At 25.6% G+C, this 20,054-nt stretch carries 18 protein-coding genes; 16 read left to right on the top strand and 2 right to left on the bottom strand.

All coding sequences use genetic code 11. The features are described from left to right. Positions 1-60: 60 nt before the first annotated feature. Positions 61-1,413 (top strand): sodium-dependent transporter, encoded by a 1,353-nt coding sequence (locus KYD98_RS03780; RefSeq protein WP_219778251.1) that lies wholly within the window; start codon positions 61-63, stop codon positions 1,411-1,413. Positions 1,414-1,547: 134 nt separating this feature from the next. Here the strand turns inward: KYD98_RS03780 and KYD98_RS03775 are convergent, their stop codons facing one another. Further along, on the bottom strand, positions 1,548-2,189 hold the full coding sequence (locus tag KYD98_RS03775) for an undecaprenyl diphosphate synthase family protein (protein ID WP_219778250.1): 642 nt from the start codon (positions 2,187-2,189) through the stop codon (positions 1,548-1,550). Between the two features lie 326 nt (positions 2,190-2,515). Here KYD98_RS03775 and KYD98_RS03770 point away from each other — a divergent pair, with 326 nt between their 5' ends. The 9 genes from KYD98_RS03770 to KYD98_RS03730 all read left to right on the top strand — a co-directional run bounded on the left by KYD98_RS03770 (position 2,516) and on the right by KYD98_RS03730 (position 12,462). Then, positions 2,516-3,373, top strand: a complete 858-nt coding sequence (locus KYD98_RS03770) for a ferredoxin-like domain-containing protein (protein ID WP_219778249.1) — start codon at positions 2,516-2,518, stop codon at positions 3,371-3,373. Between the two features lie 507 nt (positions 3,374-3,880). Then, positions 3,881-5,089 carry a glutamyl-tRNA reductase gene (hemA, locus tag KYD98_RS03765; RefSeq protein ID WP_219778248.1) on the top strand — a complete coding sequence of 403 codons (1,209 nt, stop codon included), beginning with the start codon at positions 3,881-3,883 and terminating at the stop codon, positions 5,087-5,089. After that, positions 5,047-5,724, top strand: a complete 678-nt coding sequence (locus tag KYD98_RS03760) for an NAD(P)-dependent oxidoreductase (RefSeq protein WP_219778247.1) — start codon at positions 5,047-5,049, stop codon at positions 5,722-5,724. Before hemA ends, KYD98_RS03760 begins: the two co-directional genes overlap by 43 nt. Positions 5,725-5,762: 38 nt before the next feature. Continuing rightward, a complete protein-coding gene (gene hemC / locus KYD98_RS03755) occupies positions 5,763-6,644 on the top strand; it encodes a hydroxymethylbilane synthase (protein ID WP_219778246.1) in 882 nt (293 codons plus the stop codon). Positions 6,645-6,648: 4 nt separating this feature from the next. After that, entirely contained in the window at positions 6,649-8,103 is a 1,455-nt protein-coding gene (cobA, locus tag KYD98_RS03750; RefSeq protein WP_219778245.1) for a uroporphyrinogen-III C-methyltransferase, read from the top strand. A 459-nt stretch (positions 8,104-8,562) separates the two neighbouring features. Next, complete coding sequence (hemB, locus tag KYD98_RS03745; RefSeq protein ID WP_219778244.1) at positions 8,563-9,528, top strand: porphobilinogen synthase; 966 nt, start codon at positions 8,563-8,565, stop codon at positions 9,526-9,528. Positions 9,529-9,635: 107 nt separating this feature from the next. Beyond that, positions 9,636-10,928: a glutamate-1-semialdehyde 2,1-aminomutase gene (hemL, locus tag KYD98_RS03740; RefSeq protein WP_219778243.1), complete on the top strand. Its 1,293-nt coding sequence runs from the start codon at positions 9,636-9,638 to the stop codon at positions 10,926-10,928. 1 nt (position 10,929) lies between these two features. Further along, positions 10,930-11,721, top strand: coding sequence for a sirohydrochlorin cobaltochelatase (locus tag KYD98_RS03735; protein WP_219778242.1), 792 nt, complete (start codon positions 10,930-10,932; stop codon positions 11,719-11,721). Between the two features lie 189 nt (positions 11,722-11,910). Then, positions 11,911-12,462 (top strand): DUF3867 domain-containing protein, encoded by a 552-nt coding sequence (locus KYD98_RS03730; RefSeq protein ID WP_219778241.1) that lies wholly within the window; start codon positions 11,911-11,913, stop codon positions 12,460-12,462. Positions 12,463-12,902: 440 nt separating this feature from the next. Here the strand turns inward: KYD98_RS03730 and KYD98_RS03725 are convergent, their stop codons facing one another. Continuing rightward, on the bottom strand, positions 12,903-13,877 hold the full coding sequence (locus KYD98_RS03725; protein WP_219778240.1) for an alpha/beta hydrolase: 975 nt from the start codon (positions 13,875-13,877) through the stop codon (positions 12,903-12,905). Between the two features lie 348 nt (positions 13,878-14,225). Between KYD98_RS03725 and KYD98_RS03720 the strand changes: the two genes are divergently transcribed. The 6 genes from KYD98_RS03720 to KYD98_RS03695 all read left to right on the top strand — a co-directional run bounded on the left by KYD98_RS03720 (position 14,226) and on the right by KYD98_RS03695 (position 19,877). Beyond that, positions 14,226-15,164, top strand: coding sequence for a hypothetical protein (locus tag KYD98_RS03720; RefSeq protein WP_219778239.1), 939 nt, complete (start codon positions 14,226-14,228; stop codon positions 15,162-15,164). A gap of 138 nt (positions 15,165-15,302) precedes the next feature. Next, a complete protein-coding gene (gene thrC, locus KYD98_RS03715; protein ID WP_219778238.1) occupies positions 15,303-16,760 on the top strand; it encodes a threonine synthase in 1,458 nt (485 codons plus the stop codon). A gap of 8 nt (positions 16,761-16,768) precedes the next feature. Next, a complete protein-coding gene (gene thrB, locus KYD98_RS03710; RefSeq protein WP_219778237.1) occupies positions 16,769-17,668 on the top strand; it encodes a homoserine kinase in 900 nt (299 codons plus the stop codon). Continuing rightward, positions 17,665-18,102 carry an ACT domain-containing protein gene (locus KYD98_RS03705; protein WP_219778236.1) on the top strand — a complete coding sequence of 146 codons (438 nt, stop codon included), beginning with the start codon at positions 17,665-17,667 and terminating at the stop codon, positions 18,100-18,102. The genes thrB and KYD98_RS03705 overlap by 4 nt, the downstream gene beginning before the upstream one ends. A gap of 259 nt (positions 18,103-18,361) precedes the next feature. Continuing rightward, positions 18,362-19,213 carry a DegV family protein gene (fakB, locus tag KYD98_RS03700; RefSeq protein ID WP_219778235.1) on the top strand — a complete coding sequence of 284 codons (852 nt, stop codon included), beginning with the start codon at positions 18,362-18,364 and terminating at the stop codon, positions 19,211-19,213. Positions 19,214-19,370: 157 nt separating this feature from the next. Continuing rightward, entirely contained in the window at positions 19,371-19,877 is a 507-nt protein-coding gene (locus KYD98_RS03695; RefSeq protein ID WP_219778234.1) for a GNAT family N-acetyltransferase, read from the top strand. Positions 19,878-20,054 lie beyond the last annotated feature (177 nt).

The raw sequence follows: 20,054 nt of genomic DNA, 5'->3' as shown, positions 1-20,054 counted from the left end.
TAAAAATAATATTTAAATTATATTAGAAAGTTATTTGACAAAAGAAAGTAGTGGATTTATGTGGAACATAAAAGAGAAAAATTTTCATCAAGTTTAACAGTTTTTTTAGCAACACTTAGTTCAGCAGTGGGATTAGGTAATATATGGATGTTTCCTTATATTACTGGAAAAAATGGCGGAGCAGCATTTATTATTATCTATTTGCTTTGTGTAACTTTGGTTGGTTTGCCGGTGCTTATTAGTGAATTTATAATAGGTAGGACAACAAGGAAAAATGTATATGGAGCGATATCTCGAATTACAGATAAAAAAGGATTTAAAAGTATAGGAATTATAGCATTATTAGCTACATATTTTTTAATGTTTTTTTATACGGTAGTTGTTGGATGGGTTTATTCATATGTCTTTAAATCATTAACCGGAACCTTTAATGGAATAACATTAGAAACTGCAAATAGTATTTTTTATAATACTAGCACAAATATAATTTTACCTATTTTATGGCAGTTTATTGCACTTTTAACAGGTGGAATTATATTAGTATTAGGTGTAAAAGGTGGAATTGAAAAATTAACTAAAACTTTAATGCCTGTATTAGTTATTCTTCTTATAATCTGTGCATTTAGAAGTATAACATTACCAGGAGCTTTAGAAGGAATAAAATTTTTAATAAATCCTGATTTTTTAAAAGTTGATATAAGTGTTATAATTTCAGCTCTAGGATTAGCATTTTTTAAATTGTCTGTAGGTACTGGATCAATGATTACATATAGTAGTTACTATACTGATGATAATAGATTAATCAATACTGCAAGTAAAGTTGCTATAGCAGATACTGTTGTATCACTCTTGGCAGGTCTTGCTATATTCCCAGCAGTATTTTCATTTGGAATGGAGCCAAGTAGTGGGCCAGGATTATTATTCAATACTGTACCATTAATTTTTTCACAGATGCCAGGTGGAAAAATATTATGTATTATGTTTTTTATGCTTACTGCAATGGCTGCAACCATGGCGATGATATCTTTATTAGAAGTTGTAATTGTTTTTTTTACAGAAGAATTAAAAATAGAAAGAAAAAAAGCAATAATAATTAATATATTAATTATTTCTATTTTAGGTTCATTTGCTGCATTATCAGCTAGCAGTGAAGGAAGTCTTGGAAATAAATTGATATTTGGAATGTCATTTTTTAATTTATGTGATTTTCTTGTTTCAAACATATTTTTACCTATAAATGGATTATTAATAATTCTTCTTATTGGATATTTTGTAAATAAAAAATGTGTTTGTAATCAATTAAGTAATAATGAAACCTTAAACAATAAAAAAGTAATAGGAATTTTAATATTTATAATTAAGTACATAGCTCCAGTTTTAATTATTATAATATTTTTAAAATCATTTATATAAATTTAATCAAATTTATATATTTAAAATTAATTGTATTTAAATATAAAGAGTGAAATGTGCTTAAAGGTAGAAGTAAATTATATTATATATTAGCATAATTTACTTCTATTTTTTGTGATTTCAATTATAATATTTTAACCACCAAGAGTAATATCTTGATTATCATACCAAGCTAAAGCATCATAGAAATCTTTCTCATTAAAATCAGGCCAATATTCATCTAAAATATAAAAATCAGAATATACAGATTGAGCAGGTAAGAAACCACTTAATCGTCTCCGTCCCCCCCATCTAATAATTAAATCTATTCTAGATATATCTTGAGAATGTATATAAGGTATAACATGTTTTTTTGATGAATCTTGTGTTTTTAAAATATTAAGATCCCATTCCCAACCATAGTTTATTAAGAAGTTTACCTTTATGCCGCCCTGACCAAATTTTGTTCTTTTAGTAAAAGGTAATAGTTCTTTAGGAAATAGATTTGAATCAGTATTTCCAAGTACTAATATTTCACAATTTTCTTTTGTAAGTAGCATAACTGATTCAATGCATGCTTTTGTAAATGCCAATTTTTGTTCATTAGGACGCTTGGTATTATCTACTGTAAAACCATAAAAAGTTACTTCTTCAATTCCTTCTTTTTGGCATAGTTTAAAAACATTAAATCCAGGTGATATTCCAAAAGAGTATCCTTTGTCTTTAGTTAGTTGGTTAGCTAATGCCCATCTTCTATTTCCATCAGGAATTATTCCTATATGTTTTGGTATTCTCATTTTAAAATCTCCTAATATATGTTTTTTAGATTTTATAAATATAGTTATTATATATTTTTAATTTAAGTGAAGAGGTATTTATTAAACTTCATTTTAGTTTAATAAAAATTATATATAAATACATTATATCCAATAAATACAAAAATACACATATAACCATATACTTATTATAAATATACATTAAAAAGTATTGGATTATAATTAATGGTTTTATTAAAATAGGAAACAGAAGTTTTAACATATAAGTTAAAGATTTGAACTTATTATTTATATGTTAAAACTAGTATAAAATTAGTAAATATATTTATTTTTAGGGAGGACAAGTTATGGCAGTTAATGCAAAAAGACAAAAGGAGTTAAAAGGTTTAGGATTTTTACTTCAAAATGATAAGGAACATTTTGAAGTAAGATTTTTAGGAAGAGCAGGAAATTTCACAGTAGAAGAATTAAATAATATAAATAGTATTGCTGAAAAATATGGTAGAGGATATTGTGGAATGACAACAAGACTTCAAATTGAAGTTCCATGGATTAAAGATAATGATGTTGAATTAGTAATAGAAGAAGCAAAAAAATTGGGATTAAGGCATGGTGGAACAGGTCAAAAAGTTAGACCTCTAGTTTCATGTAAAGGTACAGTATGCCTTCATGGAAATATTGATACTCAAGAAATATGTAGACAATTAGAAGATAAATATTTTGGAACCAATACACCACATAAATGCAAAATAGCAGTTGTAGGGTGTGCAAATAATTGTGCAAAGGCAAATATAAATGATATAGGTATTATAGGAAGAACAATTCCTGAGTTTATTTTAGATAATTGTGTTGGATGTGGATTGTGTGTTAGTGCATGTAGACAAAAAGCACTAGAAATAATAGAGAAGAAGGTAGTTTATAATAAAGATTTATGTGTAAATTGTGGTGGATGTGTAAGAGCATGTAAAACTAAAGCTGTGTTAGCTAAAGAAAAAGGTGGAGAAATATTTATAGGAGGAAGATTTGGAAGAGGAATAAGAATTGGTGATTCTTTAGGGAAAATATTCAAAGAGGAAGAATTGATACCAATGATTGATAAGATAATGGAATATTACAAAGAAATTGGAAAGTCAGGAGAACGAATATCAAAAGTTCTAGATAGGGTTGGTAAAGATGAATTTATAAATAATGTTTTAAATAAATAAAACAACATAATTTACAGATGAATTTGTTATTTTTTTGATTATTCTTAATTATTACAGAGAGAAAATGTGGTACATATATCATTGTAATATAGATAGTAGTAATTCAGATATTAATTTTTACATAAATTAATATCTGAATTATAGATATATCAACGTAATTAATGCACAGATATTAAATTAAATTATTTTATGTATCTTAAATACTAGAATAAATTTATAATTTAATTTATAATGTTTTTCGGCAGATAATAATTATTATATAGCAAAATATTATTTACAAGAAGAACAAATTGAGAAAATAAATTATAATCATATAAATTTTATAATTACTTTTAAGATATGAAATATAAAAAAATTTAGTATTTAATTATATAATTTTGTATTTTAGTATGATATTAATATATAATTATGATAGAATATGTAGTCTATCTAAATTTTTTTTAATAACTTTTGTCTAAAGTTGAGATAATTTGATAAATAATTAAACTTATAAGGTGGAAACAATAAATGATAGGATTAATAGGAATAAAAAAGAATACGCCAATAGATATAAGAGAAAAATTAACAATACAATCTAATAAATGTAAAGCGTATATAGAAGAATCTTTAAAATATCTAGATGAAGTGGTAATATTAGCAACATGTAATAGAACAGAAATTTATTTTAATGCTTCTTTTGAAAAAGAAGAACTATTAAAAAAGATTTTTGAAATATTTAATTGGAATTATGATTATAGTGAATATGTGTTTATTTCTGAAGATAGAAAAGCATGTAAGCATTTATTTGAAGTGACTTGTGGTTTTCATTCAAAAATTTTAGGTGAAGATCAAATTTTAGGTCAGGTAAGAAATGCATATTTACTTTCTTTACATGAAAAGGCTGTTAAATTGGAATTACAGAGACTTTTTCAATATGCTTTAACATGTGGTAAAAGATTTAAAAGTGAATCAAGACTATATGAAATACCAGTTTCATCATCATCTATTGCGGTAAATGAAGCAATTAATAGGGATTGTAAAAAATTTATGCTAATAGGTTATGGAGATGTAGGAAGATTAATTATGAAATATTTATTAGCTCACAAAATAGAGAGTATATATTTGGTGGTTAGAAATCTCAAAATAAAAGAAGAATTCAATAATGATAATATAGTTAATGTAATTAATTTTGATGAGAAAAATAATTATATAAATGAAGTTGATTGTATAATTTCATGTACTTCAGCTCCACATATAATTGTGAAAAAAGAGGATATTAATCTGCAAGGAAATAAAATTTTAATTTATGATTTAGCAGTTCCAAGAGATGTTGAAGAAAAAGTGAAAAATATAGAAAGAACTGAAGTATATAATATTGATAATATTAGTTTAATTAATGATGGAAATAAAAAAATGCGTTTTGATAAAATGGACTCTAATAAATTTATTTTGGATAAATATTTAAATGAATATTATGATTGGAGAAAACTTAGATGTATATCTCCAGTAATTAAGAAAGTTAAAGATAATAGTGAAGTAGTATATAAAAAAAGAATTTTCACTTTTAAAAATAAATCTAAAAGTGAAAAAGATATTAATTTAGCAAATCAATTAATTAAAAGTACTTCGGATTATTATATAAATAGAGCAATCGAAGTAATGAAGCAAGAATTTTTAAAAGGAAGTGGCGAAGAGTGTTTAAGAATAATAGAGAAGATATTTATGACAGGAAAGTAAATTATTCTTTTATATCGTTACTTTCTAGTAAAATTAGAATAGGAGTAATAGGAGGAGGGAAAGCTAGTCTTATAAAGATTAGGCATTTTATAAATTTAGGATGTTATGTTGAAGTTATATCAAAAGAATTTAATGAAGAAATTATAAAGCTTACTAAGAATTCAAAAAGTAAATTAAAACTTATAAAAGAAGAATTTAATTGTGAATTTATAAAAGATAAACATATTATTTTAATTGCTATTGATGATATAAATACAATTCAAAAGGTAAAAAAATATTGTGAAGAGAATTTTAAGATATATATAAATTCATCTAATTTTAAAGAAGGAATGGGTGTGGTACCTGTTCAAAAAGACTTAGAAAATATATCATTTGGAATAAATACAATAGGAGGTAATCCTAAAGGGGCAGTGTTGCTTTCTAATAAGGTTAATGAGGTGTTAAAAGAATATGATGAATTTATAGGTTTTACTACTGACATTAGAAATAAAGCTAAAATTTTAAAAAATCACAAAAAAGAAATAATAAATTTTATTGGAACAGAAGATTTTAAATATTTTTATGATAAAGGAAAAAGTAATTTAATATTGAATATGTATTTTTCTAAAGAAATAGTTGAATATTTACTTGGATAATTAAATAATAACTTTCGTTATGGAGGACTAATGAAAATATGAACAATTTAATAATAGCAACAAGAAAGAGTAAATTAGCGCAGGTACAGACAGAAATAATAATGAAAAGATTAAGAGATAATTTTGATATAGATAGTGAAAAATTATTGGTAGTAACCGAAGGAGACAGAAGGTTAGATGTTTCTTTAGATAAAATAGGAGGAAAAGGACTTTTTGTTAAAGAAATAGAGATTGCACTTCTAGAAGAAAGAGCACATTGTGCAGTGCATAGTATGAAAGATGTACCATTTGCTTTAAATGATGAATTTGAAATAGTATCTATACCAGAAAGAGAAGATGTAAGAGATGCACTTATATCAAAAGATAATATAAGTTTTAAAGAATTACCTAAGGGCGCTAAAATAGGGACTAGTAGTATAAGAAGAGCAGCTCAACTTAAGATTCTTAGAAATGATTTAGAAATAGTTCCGATAAGAGGAAATGTTCAAACTAGATTAGAAAAGATGGAAACACAAAATTTAGATGGTATTATTTTAGCAGCAGCAGGACTAAAAAGACTAAATCAGGAAAAGTTAATAACTGAATATTTTGATCCAACAGAGTTTTTACCTGCTATAGCACAAGGTGCACTTGGAATTGAAACTCTAAAAATGAGTAATGCAAAAAAATATTTTAAAGCATTAGATGACAAAATATCAAGATTAACAGTAGAAGCTGAAAGAAGTTTTATGAAGGAATTAAATGGAGGATGTCATAGTCTTATAGGAGCATATTCAGAAATAAGAGGAAATGATCTTTATATGATTGGGACTTATCAAGTTGGAAGTAAAGTAATTAAAAAAGATATTTTAGGTGAAAAAAATAATAATATTGATTTAGGAAAAAGATTAGCTAATAAAATATTAAAGGGAGAATTATAGAAGTATGAGTCAAGTATATATTATGGGAACAGGTCCTGGAGATGAAGAATTATTAACACTAAAAGCAGTAAAATATTTAAAAAAATGTACAGCAGTATTGTATGATAGATTAGTTTCAAATAATATATTAAATTATTTAGATAAAGATTGTAAAATATATTATTGTGGAAAAGAGCCAGGAGCTCATTATAAGACACAAGAAGAAATAAATCAAATGATAGTAAAACTTGCAAAGGAAGGACATGTTGTAGGCAGAATAAAGGGAGGAGACCCCTATGTATTTGGTAGAGGAGGAGAAGAAGTATTAGCTTTAGTAAAAGAAAATATTTCTTTTGAAGTTATACCAGGTGTTACATCCCCTATAGCTGTATTAAATTATGCTGGTATTCCAATAACACATAGAGGAATAGCTCAAAGTTTTCATGTTATTACAGGAATGTCTGCTGGAAAAATGAATGCTAATTTTAAAGCACTTGCAATAGAAGAAGGAACATTAGTGTTTATGATGGGACTTGAAAATTTAGGGAACATAGTAAGAAATCTAGTGTCTAATGGAAAAGATATTAATACACCATGTGCAGTTGTTATGAAAGGGACATCATCAAAACAAAAGAAAGTAACAGGTATATTAGCTGATATTGAAGAAAAAGTTAAAAAGGCTAAATTGAAATCCCCTTGTATAATAGTTGTTGGAAATGTAGTTAAATTAAATGAAGATTTGAAGTGGTATGAGGATAAACCGCTGTTTGGAAAAAATATATGTATAACTAGATCAAAAAGACAGTCAGAGCCATTAAAAAATAGATTAGTAGAATTAGGTGCAGAGGTAACAGAAATACATTCTATAGAAATTCAACCAATTAAAAATAGTTTAGAAAATTATATGGATAAACTTAAAACATATAATCACATAGTATTTACTTCTGTAAATTCAGTAGATGTATTTTTTGATTATTTAATGAAAAAGGAATATGATATAAGAAGTTTAAAAGCAAAAATTTCAGTAATAGGAAATGCTACTGAAAAAGCAGTTAAAGAAAGAGGAATAATTCCAGATATAAAGGCAGATGAATTTATTGCAGAAGGATTAGTTGAAGTTTTAAAACCTAATTTACAGAAAAATGATAATGTATTATTACCATGTTCATCAAAGAGTAGAAAATATATAGAAGAAGAACTTATTAAACAAGGAGTGAATGTAGACAAAGTTAATATATATGAAACTGTTTGTGGAGAGGTAAAAAATAAAAGAGTATTTGATGAAGTTGATATTGTCTTTTTTACTAGTCCTACTACTGTTAATAATATGATTAAAATGGTTGGATTAGATAAAATTAAAGAAAAAAGAGTTATAGCAATAGGGCCTAAAACTTATGAAGCTTTAGAAAAAAATAATATTTTATCAGAAGTTTGCAATGAACATTCAGAGGATGGATTTCTAAAACATATTTTAATTTAAGGATATGTTTTAAGTGAATGTTGATATTACAGTATAACGCTCATGGACAGAATTGAAATATGAAACTCTACTCATGTACATTCGTGGAGTAAGTTCGAAGAACCAAATATAAAATTTGGATTCTCACCTAAGAACTCTAAAATAAAGATTAGTCCAATTAATGCATGTTCCCAATCAAGGATTGTGACAAGCAATTAATTGTAACACTAAAAGGAAATTCGACTCATATACATTCGCTGAGTAAGTTCGAGTAGAAAAATATAAAATTTTGACTCTTACTTAAGAGTTCTAAAAAGCAAATTCCAATGCCAGTTCGCTATTATACTACAATATTAACACTGTTTTAAAATACAGCCTAATTTAAAAGCTATATTTTAAGGGAATATCAATACTGTTTTAAAATATAACAAAATAAAATTAGCAATTGAAAATAGATTTAAATTTAAGGAAGTGTAATTAATGATAAAAAGAGGAAGAAGACTTAGAGCAAATTCAGCTATTAGAGATATGGTAAGGGAAACAACATTAAACTCAAAAAATTTTATTTACCCTATTTTTGTAATAGAAGGAGAAAATATTAAAAATGAAATAAGCTCTTTACCTGGAAACTATCATTTTTCTATTGATAGATTAGAAGAAGTTATAAAAGAAGTTGAAGAAGCTAATATAGGAGGAGTTCTTCTTTTTGGTATACCAAATAAAAAAGATGAGATTGGTTCAGAAGGCTTTAGTGATAATGGAATAGTACAAAAAGCAATTAGAAAAATAAAAGAAATAAATAAAGACTTATTTGTAATAACAGATGTTTGTATGTGTGAATACACTTGTCACGGTCATTGTGGAATAATCCATGATAATGATGTGGATAATGATGAGACACTTAAATATTTAGGAAAAATAGCACTTTCACATGCAAAAGCAGGTGCAGATATGGTAGCTCCATCAGATATGATGGATGGAAGAATTCGATTTATAAGAAATTTATTGGATGATAATGGATATGAAAATATTAGTATAATGAGTTATTCAGCTAAATATTGTTCAGCATTTTATGGACCATTTAGAGACGCAGCAAACTCTGCACCACAATTTGGAGATAGAAAAACATATCAAATGGATCCAGCAAATAGAAGAGAAGCATTAAGAGAAATGGAAATGGATATTGAAGAAGGTGCAGATATAATAATGGTTAAACCAGCACTTTCTTACTTAGATATAATAAGAGATGGAAGAGAACATTTTGATATGCCAATAGCAGCCTATAGCGTTAGTGGTGAATATGCAATGATTAAAACAGCAGGCAAGCTAGGTTTAATAGATGAAGAAAGAGTTATGATGGAAATGTTAACTTCAATCAAAAGAGCAGGTGCAGATATTATTATAACTTATCATGCATTAGAAGCTGCAAAAATATTAAAAAGGTAATAAAGAGGCTATGTGTAAATAAATGTTGATATTGTATTATAATATCAACATTTATTTAAAATATAGCAAAGAAATCAGTAAAGTTAGTTTGAGAGGGGAAAATAAAGATGAATAATCTTGAGATATTTGAAGAATCAAAAAAATATATGCCAGGAGGTGTAAATAGTCCTGTAAGATCTTTTAAAGATATGAATATGAATCCACCAGTTATAGAAAGTGGAAAAGGAGTAAGAATTAAAGATGAAGAAGGAAAAGAATATATTGACTTTGTATTAGCTTGGGGTCCTCTACTTCTTGGTCATTGTGACGAAGATGTTGTAAATGCAATACAAAAAACTAGTGAAAAAGCATTAGCTTTTGGTGCACCAACTAAATTAGAATTAGATTTGTCTAGATTTATGTGCACTAATTTAGATAATATTGATATGATAAGATTGGTTAATTCAGGAACAGAAGCTACTATGAGTGCTGTTAAACTGGCTAGAGGTTATACAGGAAGAAGTAAAATAGTCAAATTTGCAGGATGCTATCATGGACATTTTGATGGCTTTTTAATAGAAGCAGGTTCTGGTGTACTTACAGAAGGAATACCAGGATCTCTTGGAGTACCTCAAGAAAGTGTAGAGAATACATTAATAGGAATATATAATGATAAAAATCAAATAAGACAACTTTTTGAAAAATATGGTAGTGAAATAGCAGGCGTTATTATAGAACCGGTTGCAGGGAATATGGGAGTAATAAAAGCTGAAGATTCATTTATGGAAGAACTAAGACAATTATGTAATCAATATGGATCCTTACTTATTTTTGATGAGGTTATGACAGGATTTAGAGTAGCTTTTAAAGGAGCACAGACTTTATTTAATGTTAAGCCAGATTTAGTTACTTATGCAAAAATAATGGGTGGAGGACTTCCATGTGGAGCATATGGTGGTAAAAAAGAAATAATGGAAAATCTATCTCCAACAGGTGGTGTTTATCAAGCAGGAACAATGTCAGGAAACCCTATTGTTGTAGCAGCAGGACTTGCAACATTAAATAAACTAAACAATAATTTAGAATATTATAATCATATTGAAAATATAGGAAGTAAGCTTGAAAATGGCTTATTAAAAATATCAAAAGAATATAATTTAAGTTTAGTTGTTAATAGAGTTGGTGGAATGCTAACAATATTCTTTACAGATTTGAAAGAAGTTAAGACTTATGAAGATGTTAAAACTTGTAATGTTGAAATGTTTAAAAGATATTTTAAGCATATGTTAAAGGAAGGATTTAATGTAGCGCCATCACAATTTGAAGCTATGTTCTTAAGTGTAAAACATACAGAAGAACATATTGATAACTTTTTAAGTGCATTTAAAAAGTTTGCATGTAAAGAAAATGGGATGTGTTAAAATGAAAAAAAACAAAGCTATTATTTTAGTTGGGTTTGGAACTGCAGATGTTGATGCAATAAGAAGATGTATACAACCTATAGAAGATGAAATAAGAAAGAGGTATGGAAAAGAATATATTGTATTTAAAGCATTTACATCTAAGATAATATTAAGAAAACTAAAAAAAGATTTTGGAATAGAGATTTTAGACTTTAAAGAAGCTCTAAGAAAATCTAAAGAAGTTGGATGTAAAAGAGTTGTTATAGTTCCACTAAATGTAATTGCAGGTGGTGAATATGATAGAATAAAAGAGTTTGTAAGTGAATATCAGTATGAATTTGAAGAACTTATATTAGGGAAACCAATATTACAATTAGAAGACGAAGCTGAAAGTATAGTTTATAGTAATATATTTGAAAGTATTAAGAATGAATTACCAAGAGAAAATAATTTACTTTTAGTTGGTCACGGAATAGATAATAAATCTAATATAATTTATAAAATATTCCAAAGTGAATTAGAAAAGTTGGGTTTTGATAATGTAATATTAGGTACATTAGAAGGAGAGCCTTACATAGAAGAAATTATTGATAAACTTAGAATAAGAGAAGTTAAAGAAATAACGTTAATGCCTTTTCTTGCAGTATCAGGAGTGCATGTAAAACGTGATATTTTTGGTAATCATGAGGAATCATGGAAGAGCAGACTTGAAAGAGAAGGATTTAAAGTTAACTGTTTAGATAAAGCTTTAACAGAATTACCAAATGTAAAAGAACTGTATGTAGATAATTTAAAAAATATAATAACTTAAACTATAAATTAAATAGCATTATAATAAAAGCTGACTGTAGTATTTTATACTATAGTCAGTTTTTTATAAATATATTAACTCAATTAGAACATATATATTAAATATAAATCTGAATTTTTGCACTAATAAATAGATTTATTAATATATTATAAGTTATAATATATAATTATAAAAAGGAGGCTTTACGTTATGGATGATAAAATTATAGATTTTAATGAACTAAAAAATAAAGCCAATGAGAAAGATGTTGATAAATTTGAGGATTATATCTATTCAATGTATTATGAGTTGGCAGCTGGAAAATTAACTATAGCGGATTTTTCTAAAAACATAATGAGTTATATGGAGGAAAATAATATTTCTCAAGATAAAATATTAAATATTCAAAAAAAGTTTTTAGAAAGATATGGTGTTGATTCATCTATATTAGAGGAACAACTAAAATTGTCAGGGATAAATTTAAAATCAAATGACTATGAATCTATGAGAAAAACTATGAGTTTTCAAGAAAAATATAAAAGCAGACTTCAAGTTAAAACAGTGTCAGAGTATTATGTTAAAAATGATAAAAATGATTTAACAATATTGATAGAAAATCAAAATATGAGATTAATAAGTTATAAAAAAATAGATTTAACTGATAACGAATTAAATGAATTTATATGTTCATATAAAAAGGTTATAAAAAATAAAAAATTAGATGTTGTATTATCTGAGAATGTTAAATCTTATGAATACTAATATATGTATAAGGTCCTTTATTAAAGAAAAACTATATTAAATATAGTTTCTTTAATAGGGGGAATTAAATTATTTAGACTTTATATTAGCTAATAGATGTCAAAGAAATTCAAAAATAATATTTAGAATATGAACATTTGAAATGTTAGCTGGTGCTATTTATGTTAGTATTTTTACAGAAATAATCTTTAGAAAATATAAGGATTAGAATGTACATATGACATATTAAAAAATAATATATTTGTGTATTTGAATTATTATTTGCTTTGGATATGTCTAAATAAAAAAGTTGAGGTTATAACAAAAATATTATTGTTATAACCTCAACTTTTTTATTCTTTAGAAAATTATATATTATAAAAATTAATGATATTCAACACCATTATTTATAAAGGGTGAAGGGTTAAAAATTGATATTATATAATATATTATTGATTTTCTTATAAAGGAGAATTTGTTACTATAAATTTTAAAATTTCTTTTGATAAATTTATTATATCATCTGAAGAAATTTCTGATAGGCTATGTTCAGCATTTTCAATTGGAAATAATTTTGCATGAGCATTAGCTTCAATACATTTGTTATAGAGCTTTAAAGAACTTTCATAGGGTACTAATGAATCAGATTTACTATGTATTATTAATGTTTTTGGTATATTGGATGTAACATAATTTATTGGATTAAATTCATTAATAATATCTTCCTTTTTTAAACGAGCTGAATTAAAAATATTATTTAAATCCCAATTTAGATTTGAAGTGTTTAGTAAGCTTAAATCTGTCGGTCCAAAAAAATCAATAATATATTTAACTTTAGATGAAAATTTTGCAAGTTCTGAATCATCTTGAAACTGATCATTAGAAGTGTAAGCACTCATAAGAGATAAATGTGCTCCAGATGATAATCCAATTAAACCAATTTCATCTGTATCTAGATTATAAGAATCTGAATTTTTATATATCCATCTTATAGTATCTTTTACATCACAAATTTGTTTTTGAAAGTTTTCTTTATTTTTCATAAGTTCATAAGAGGTACTTATTATAGTAAAGCCATTTTCTCTAAAAATATTTAAAACAGGACTAAGAGCTTCAGGGATAGTCTTGTCCCCATAGACCCAACTACCACCATGTACATATACAATTACAGGGGATTTTTTATAAATATTTTTTAGAGGGTTATAAATATCTAAAGTTAATTCTGCATTATTAGTATTTTTATAAACTACATTTTTATAACTCATAGATTCATCAGGCTTTAGATTAAAAGTATTATATGAATTTATATTATCATTTAAAGAAATAAGGTTGTTAACAATATTATATGTTAACATAATTTTTTTTCTAAAAATAAAACTTGTTACAGAAATAAAAAGTAATATAATTAGTAAAAATATTTTTAAAAATTTTTTCATAAGAACACCTACATTAAATATAATTATAGTAAATATTATATCATAATACTTACTATATTATACTTTTTATAAAGTTGTTAGAGAAACATTTTAATATATATGTTCTATAATTAAGGAAATACATTTATAATTTTTTATTTAATTTTACAGAAAACACAAATATTATGTAATTTAAAATGTAGAATAAATATTTTATATAAGTTATTCATTATGCTACTTAAATAATAAATAAAGTGTAATGAAATCTTTAAATTAGTTTTTATTAATAATTTTTAAAAATCATATAACAGAATTAATTATAATAAATATATATAGTATATATTTCAATACTTTAAAAGGAGTGAACTTATGGCCAATCCTTTTGCTGTACTTATTTATTTAGATGAAAACTTAGTTAGAAATTTATCATCTTTAGTATTATCAGGATATATAGAAACTAGAATTCAAAGAAAAATTAAAGATTCAACTATTCATACTGGTGTTCATGTGGATAGTAGAAATGGGTCATCTAAGCAGGAAACTAATGGAACTCTTGAAAGAGAGGGATATAGAGATGAAAATGAGGGAAACATTATAAATGCAGAACAACATAATCAAATATCGAGAGACTTAGATGGCAAAGCATTTATAAGACAAGAAGATGAATTAAGAAGAACTTATACAACATTTGCATTGAATGGAAGTTTAAATAATTATTTAACTGAAGGACAATTTTTGCAAACGAGAAATGGAAATAATATTATTAGTGATGAGATTGCATCAGGAGAATTAATAGAAATTGAAGGGTTAATAACAAATCAATCATTATTATCATATATAGATACATTAATAATTTTATTGTCATCACTAGGATGTGACAATTTAAATTTATTATTAGATAGTAAAAAATCTAAAATTCTTAATTTTTCAGTATTACTAAATATGTTAACTCATCTTCAAGAAATATTAAAGTTAAATGATACGCAAGACTTAGTTATGTCAACTGGTGAAGGATCAGCAGTAATTACAGTAAATAAAAATAATTTTATGCATAGTGACTATAATATTTTTGATAGAGTAAATTGTAACTGCAAAGTCATAGGCAAAGTTGTAAAATCATGTAGTAGATCAGGTTGTATTAGTTTTTTAAGAAAAACAGGTACTGAAGATTTTTATGAAAAATTTTTAGAATCTTGTGATTTTCTTATAGAATGTTTAAAAGAAAATGGTATAGTAGTACCTGAAAGACCTTGTTGTAAAATAGAAGAAAATGGAATACAAATAATGCCAATAAGCATTTCTATTTAACAAAATAGTTATGCTTATTTGTGTATTAGAATTAAAAGGATGTGTTGTATACAAAAACACTTGTATTTTATAAGAGCACATGATACTATATTATATAATATATGGTATTTAAAATTTAACAAAATTTGGGGTGATAAAATGTATTTTAGAAGTACCAGAGGTTTAGAGAATAATGTAACCTCTGCAATAGCAATAATTAATGGGATTTCTAAAGATGGAGGATTATATGTTCCAGAAAGTTTTCCTAATATATATTCTTTTTTGAAGGAAAAAAAGAATTTAACTTATGAAGAATTAGCATTTGAAATTATTAATGAATATTTTACAGATATTGATGATAATGAATTAGTAGATGCTATAAATGAAGCATATAATGAAAGATTTACTGTTCAAGTAAAAAATAATTTTTTAGAATTATATCATGGTCCAACTTGTGCATTTAAGGATGCTGCATTACTATTTCTTCCTCAAATAATGAAAAGAGCTAAAAAGATTTGCAATAAAAAAGGAGATATTGTAATTTTAACAGCAACTTCAGGAGATACTGGAAAAGCCGCATTAGAAGGATTTAAAGATATTGATGAATTTAGAGTAGTAGTATATTATCCTAAAAATGGAGTTAGCAGTATCCAAGAAAAGCAAATGTTAACTCAAAAAGGTAAGAATGTAAAAGTTATTGGTATAAATGGAAACTTTGATGATGCACAAAATTGTGTAAAACAAATTTTTGGTGATAATAGTTTTAAAGAAAAACTTATAGAAAAGGGATTTACTTTATCATCGGCTAACTCTATTAATATTGGTAGATTAATACCTCAAATAGTATACTATTTTTATGGATATTTTGAACTAGTAAAACAAGGTACAATAAATCAAGGAGAAAAAATAAATGTAGTAGTGCCTACTGGAAATTTTGGAAACATATTAGCATCATATTATGCTAAACAAATGGGGTTACCAATAGATAAGTTTATTTGTGCTTCTAATGAGAATAAAGTTTTAACAGACTTTTTTAGAAATGGTATTTATAATAGAAAAAGAGAACTTATTTTAACGGAATCTCCATCAATGGATATATTAGTATCTTCTAATCTTGAAAGGCTATTATTTGAAGCAAGTGGAAGAAACTCAGAAATTATAAAAGATTTAATGACTTCATTAAATGAACAAGGAACATATGAAATAAATGATCAAATGAAGGAATTCATGAAAGATTTTTATGGAAATTATGCAACAAAAGAAGAAGTTTATAATGCAATAAAAGAAGTTTATGACAGAGATAATTATTTAATAGATACTCATACAGCAGTTGGATATGTAGTAAAGAATAAATATCAAAAAGAATCAAATGATACCAAACCTGTATTAATTGCTTCGACAGCAAGTCCTTTTAAATTTTCAAGAAGTATTTGTAAGGCTTTAAAAATTGATATAGATAAAATTGATGATTTTAAGGTACTAGATGAATTATCTAAAAGTACAAATAATGATATACCAAAGAGTCTAGCTACATTAGGAGAAGAAAAAATTCTTCATAATGAAGTTTGTGACAAATCAGAGATGAAAGAAGCGTTACTTTCTTATTTAGGAGTGTAAAATAAGTTATGATTAAAGTAAGAGTACCAGCTACATCAGCAAATATGGGACCAGGATTCGATTCATTAGGAATTGCATTAAATTTATATAATGAATTTGAATTTAGGGAAATAGATAAGGGCTTAAAATTTAATGGAATACCAAAGGAATTCTGTAATGAAAACAATATAATATATCAGGCGATGAATTATTGTTTTAAAAAAGCAAGATATATATTTAAAGGAATAGAAATAACTGTATTAAAACAAGATATACCAATATCTAGAGGTCTTGGGAGTAGCTCTAGCTGTATAGTTGCGGGACTTGTTGGAGCTAATGAAATAATTGGGAAAAAATTTTCCGAAGATGAACTTTTACAGATGGCTGTTGAATTAGAAGGACATCCAGACAATGTTGCACCGGCTTTATTTGGGGGAATGGTTGTTGCAATAATGGAAAATGATAAGACAGTTTATAATAAAATAGAGATTGAGGAACAAATAAAATTTATTACAATAATACCTAACTTTAGATTATCTACAGAAGAAGCAAGAAAAGTTTTGCCAAATCAAATTTCAAGAGAAGATGCAATTTATAATATAGGAAGATCTGCACTTATTATATCTTGCTTTTTAACTAAGAAATATGATTTAATAAAAAGTGCATGCAATGATGCTCTTCATCAAAATTATAGAAAAGAATTGATACCACATTTTGATAATGTTTATGATAAAAGTTATGAACTTGGTGCATTAGGATGTTATCTAAGTGGAGCTGGACCAACAATGATGGCTATAATCGATATTGGGGTTAAAAGCTTTAGCAATGAGCTTAAAAAATATTTAGCAAGCAAAGAAATAAAATGGGGCGTTTTAGAATTAAATGTAGATAATATAGGGGCTGTTGTAATAGAAGGAGATTGTAAATGAAAGGGAATTACTTAGTTATAGACAAAAGAGTATTACCAGATGTTTATGAAAAAGTTGTTTTTGCTCAAAAACTATTGAAACATGGAAATGTAAAAGAAATTACTGAGGCAACTAAAATTGCAGGTATAAGTAGAAGTGTATATTATAAATATAAGGATTATGTATTTGATTTTTCAGAAACTTCTCAAGGGAGAAAAGTAACATTTAACATGATAGTTAAAGATAAAACAGGAGTATTATCTGAAATAATAAATTATATTTCAGAACAGGGTGGAAATATTTTAACAATAAACCAAGGCATCCCTATAAATGGGAATGCTAATATAAGTGTTACAATTGATATGTCTACATTAAATGGAGACATAAAAACACTTTTAAATGATTTATCTAAAATACAACATGTTGAAAAGGTAGAATTTATAGCTATGGAATAGATCTATTATTTTATTTCATGTGCTTAAGAGTATTCATAAAATATAAAAGGTACTGTATTAAAATATCTGAAATATATAAACATGTTTTGAGACAGTATCTACAAGAAGATATATTAAGGTATAAATATTATATTTTAATATATCTTTTTTATGTACAGAAAATTACAGAAGTTTTGTTAACTAAAATAATATGGAGTAAATAAGGAATAAATATGCTATAATTGTAGTTATAAAAATTACGTATCTTAGGAGGGGGACTATGTCAGTAAAGGTAGTAACAGATAGTACTAGCTATATTGCAGAAAAACTAATTAAAGAATATGATATTTCAATTGCTTCATTAAATGTTATTTTAAATGGTAAAAGTTATAAAGAAATCGATTTAAGTAATAGAGAATTTTATGAACAAATGGATAAAAATAATGAGATTCCAACATCATCACAACCAAGTACTGATGAACTTTTTCAAATATTTAAAGAAAAAGTAGTTAATGGAGATGATGTTGTAGGAATATTTTTATCATCTAAAATGAGTGGAACTTATTCAAATTCTCATCTTGTTCGAGAAATGATTTTAGAAGAATATCCAAATGCAAAGATAGAGCTAATAGATTCAACGACAAATTGTATGCAAATGGGGTATCAAGTAATACAAGCAGCAAAAAGTGCTAAGGCTGGCAATAATATAAGTGAAGTTGTAAATGATGTATTAAAAATAAGAGAAAATAGTAGATTCTTATTTGTTCCAGATACACTAAAGTATCTAAAAAAAGGTGGAAGAATAGGAGGAGCTTCAGCTTTATTTGGAACTATACTTCAAATAAAACCTATTTTAACAGTAGAAAATGGAGAAACGACAGTATTTAATAAGGTAAGAACAAAGAAAAAAGCAATTGACACAATAGTAGATAAAGTTCTTCAAGATGTTAAAGAAAAAGGATTAGGCAAAGTTATAGTTCATCATATTAATTGTGAGAATGAAGGATTAGAACTTGCTAGAAGATTAGAAGGGAAATTAGGTATACCTGTTACTATTCAGCATATAGGTCCTATAATAGGGTTACATGTAGGACCAGGAAGTATAGGAGTTGCATATTATACTGAAAGCTAATTAGTTATAATAATAAAAAATAAATTTAGAGATCTATTCTTTTATACAAGATATATTAAAAATTAACAAACGTATAAATTAGAAATTTAATTTTGGATTATTATTTACGTTCATATGCTTAAATTAGATAAATATCAATAAAAGGTGAGTGTATATCATGAATTATATAGAAACAAAGATAAATGGTTTAATATTTAAGAAAACTTCAGAAAAAGATATTCCTATTATATTGGAATTTATAAAAAAGATAGCAACATATGAAAAAATGTTAGATCAGGTAATGGCTACAGAAGAAAAATTAAGAGAATCAATTTTTCAAAATAATAGAGCTCATGCATTATTAATAGAATTTAATAATAAGATTATTGGGTATATAATATACTTTTTTAATTTCTCAACATTTATAGGAAGAGCAGGATTATATTTAGAAGATATTTATATAGAGCCAGAATATCGAGGAAATGGTCTAGGTAAAGAAGCATTTGAAACGTTAATACATATTGCTAAAGAAGAAAAATGCGAGAGAATGGAATGGGTTTGCTTAGACTGGAATGAACCATCTCTTAAATTTTATAAAAGTATAGGGGCAAGGCAAATGAATGACTGGATTATTCATAGATTAGATAAGAATGTAATAGATAAAATTGATAGAGAAGGAATTTAGACAATTAAAAAATAATACTTAGGTATGTTTATACATCTTTAATGTAGTATTTATTTTCATTTATATTAAAAATGTTTTGATTTATTTTATAAGGATATAATTAGTTATCATTAGTGCTAAAAGTTTAAAAATTTTTTGCGCGATGTAATGACTGATTATATCTTTTTTATTTTTATT

Source organism: Clostridium weizhouense, from assembly GCF_019431045.1.
GTDB lineage: Bacteria > Bacillota > Clostridia > Clostridiales > Clostridiaceae > Clostridium > Clostridium weizhouense.
The sequence above is the reverse complement of the archived record's forward strand: the minus strand, read 5'-3'. Positions and strand labels throughout refer to the sequence as shown.

Excerpts from the sequence above, each read along its gene's own strand:
- KYD98_RS03775 (WP_219778250.1), bottom strand. The coding sequence starts at position 2,189 with ATGAGAATACCAAAACATATAGGAATAATTCCTGATGGAAATAGAAGA.
- KYD98_RS03770 (WP_219778249.1), top strand. The coding sequence starts at position 2,516 with ATGGCAGTTAATGCAAAAAGACAAAAGGAGTTAAAAGGTTTAGGATTT.
- hemA (WP_219778248.1), top strand. The coding sequence starts at position 3,881 with ATGATAGGATTAATAGGAATAAAAAAGAATACGCCAATAGATATAAGA.
- hemC (WP_219778246.1), top strand. The coding sequence starts at position 5,763 with ATGAACAATTTAATAATAGCAACAAGAAAGAGTAAATTAGCGCAGGTA.
- cobA (WP_219778245.1), top strand. The coding sequence starts at position 6,649 with ATGAGTCAAGTATATATTATGGGAACAGGTCCTGGAGATGAAGAATTA.
- hemB (WP_219778244.1), top strand. The coding sequence starts at position 8,563 with ATGATAAAAAGAGGAAGAAGACTTAGAGCAAATTCAGCTATTAGAGAT.
- hemL (WP_219778243.1), top strand. The coding sequence starts at position 9,636 with ATGAATAATCTTGAGATATTTGAAGAATCAAAAAAATATATGCCAGGA.
- KYD98_RS03735 (WP_219778242.1), top strand. The coding sequence starts at position 10,930 with ATGAAAAAAAACAAAGCTATTATTTTAGTTGGGTTTGGAACTGCAGAT.
- KYD98_RS03730 (WP_219778241.1), top strand. The coding sequence starts at position 11,911 with ATGGATGATAAAATTATAGATTTTAATGAACTAAAAAATAAAGCCAAT.
- KYD98_RS03725 (WP_219778240.1), bottom strand. The coding sequence starts at position 13,877 with ATGAAAAAATTTTTAAAAATATTTTTACTAATTATATTACTTTTTATT.
- KYD98_RS03720 (WP_219778239.1), top strand. The coding sequence starts at position 14,226 with ATGGCCAATCCTTTTGCTGTACTTATTTATTTAGATGAAAACTTAGTT.
- thrC (WP_219778238.1), top strand. The coding sequence starts at position 15,303 with ATGTATTTTAGAAGTACCAGAGGTTTAGAGAATAATGTAACCTCTGCA.
- thrB (WP_219778237.1), top strand. The coding sequence starts at position 16,769 with ATGATTAAAGTAAGAGTACCAGCTACATCAGCAAATATGGGACCAGGA.
- KYD98_RS03705 (WP_219778236.1), top strand. The coding sequence starts at position 17,665 with ATGAAAGGGAATTACTTAGTTATAGACAAAAGAGTATTACCAGATGTT.
- fakB (WP_219778235.1), top strand. The coding sequence starts at position 18,362 with ATGTCAGTAAAGGTAGTAACAGATAGTACTAGCTATATTGCAGAAAAA.
- KYD98_RS03695 (WP_219778234.1), top strand. The coding sequence starts at position 19,371 with ATGAATTATATAGAAACAAAGATAAATGGTTTAATATTTAAGAAAACT.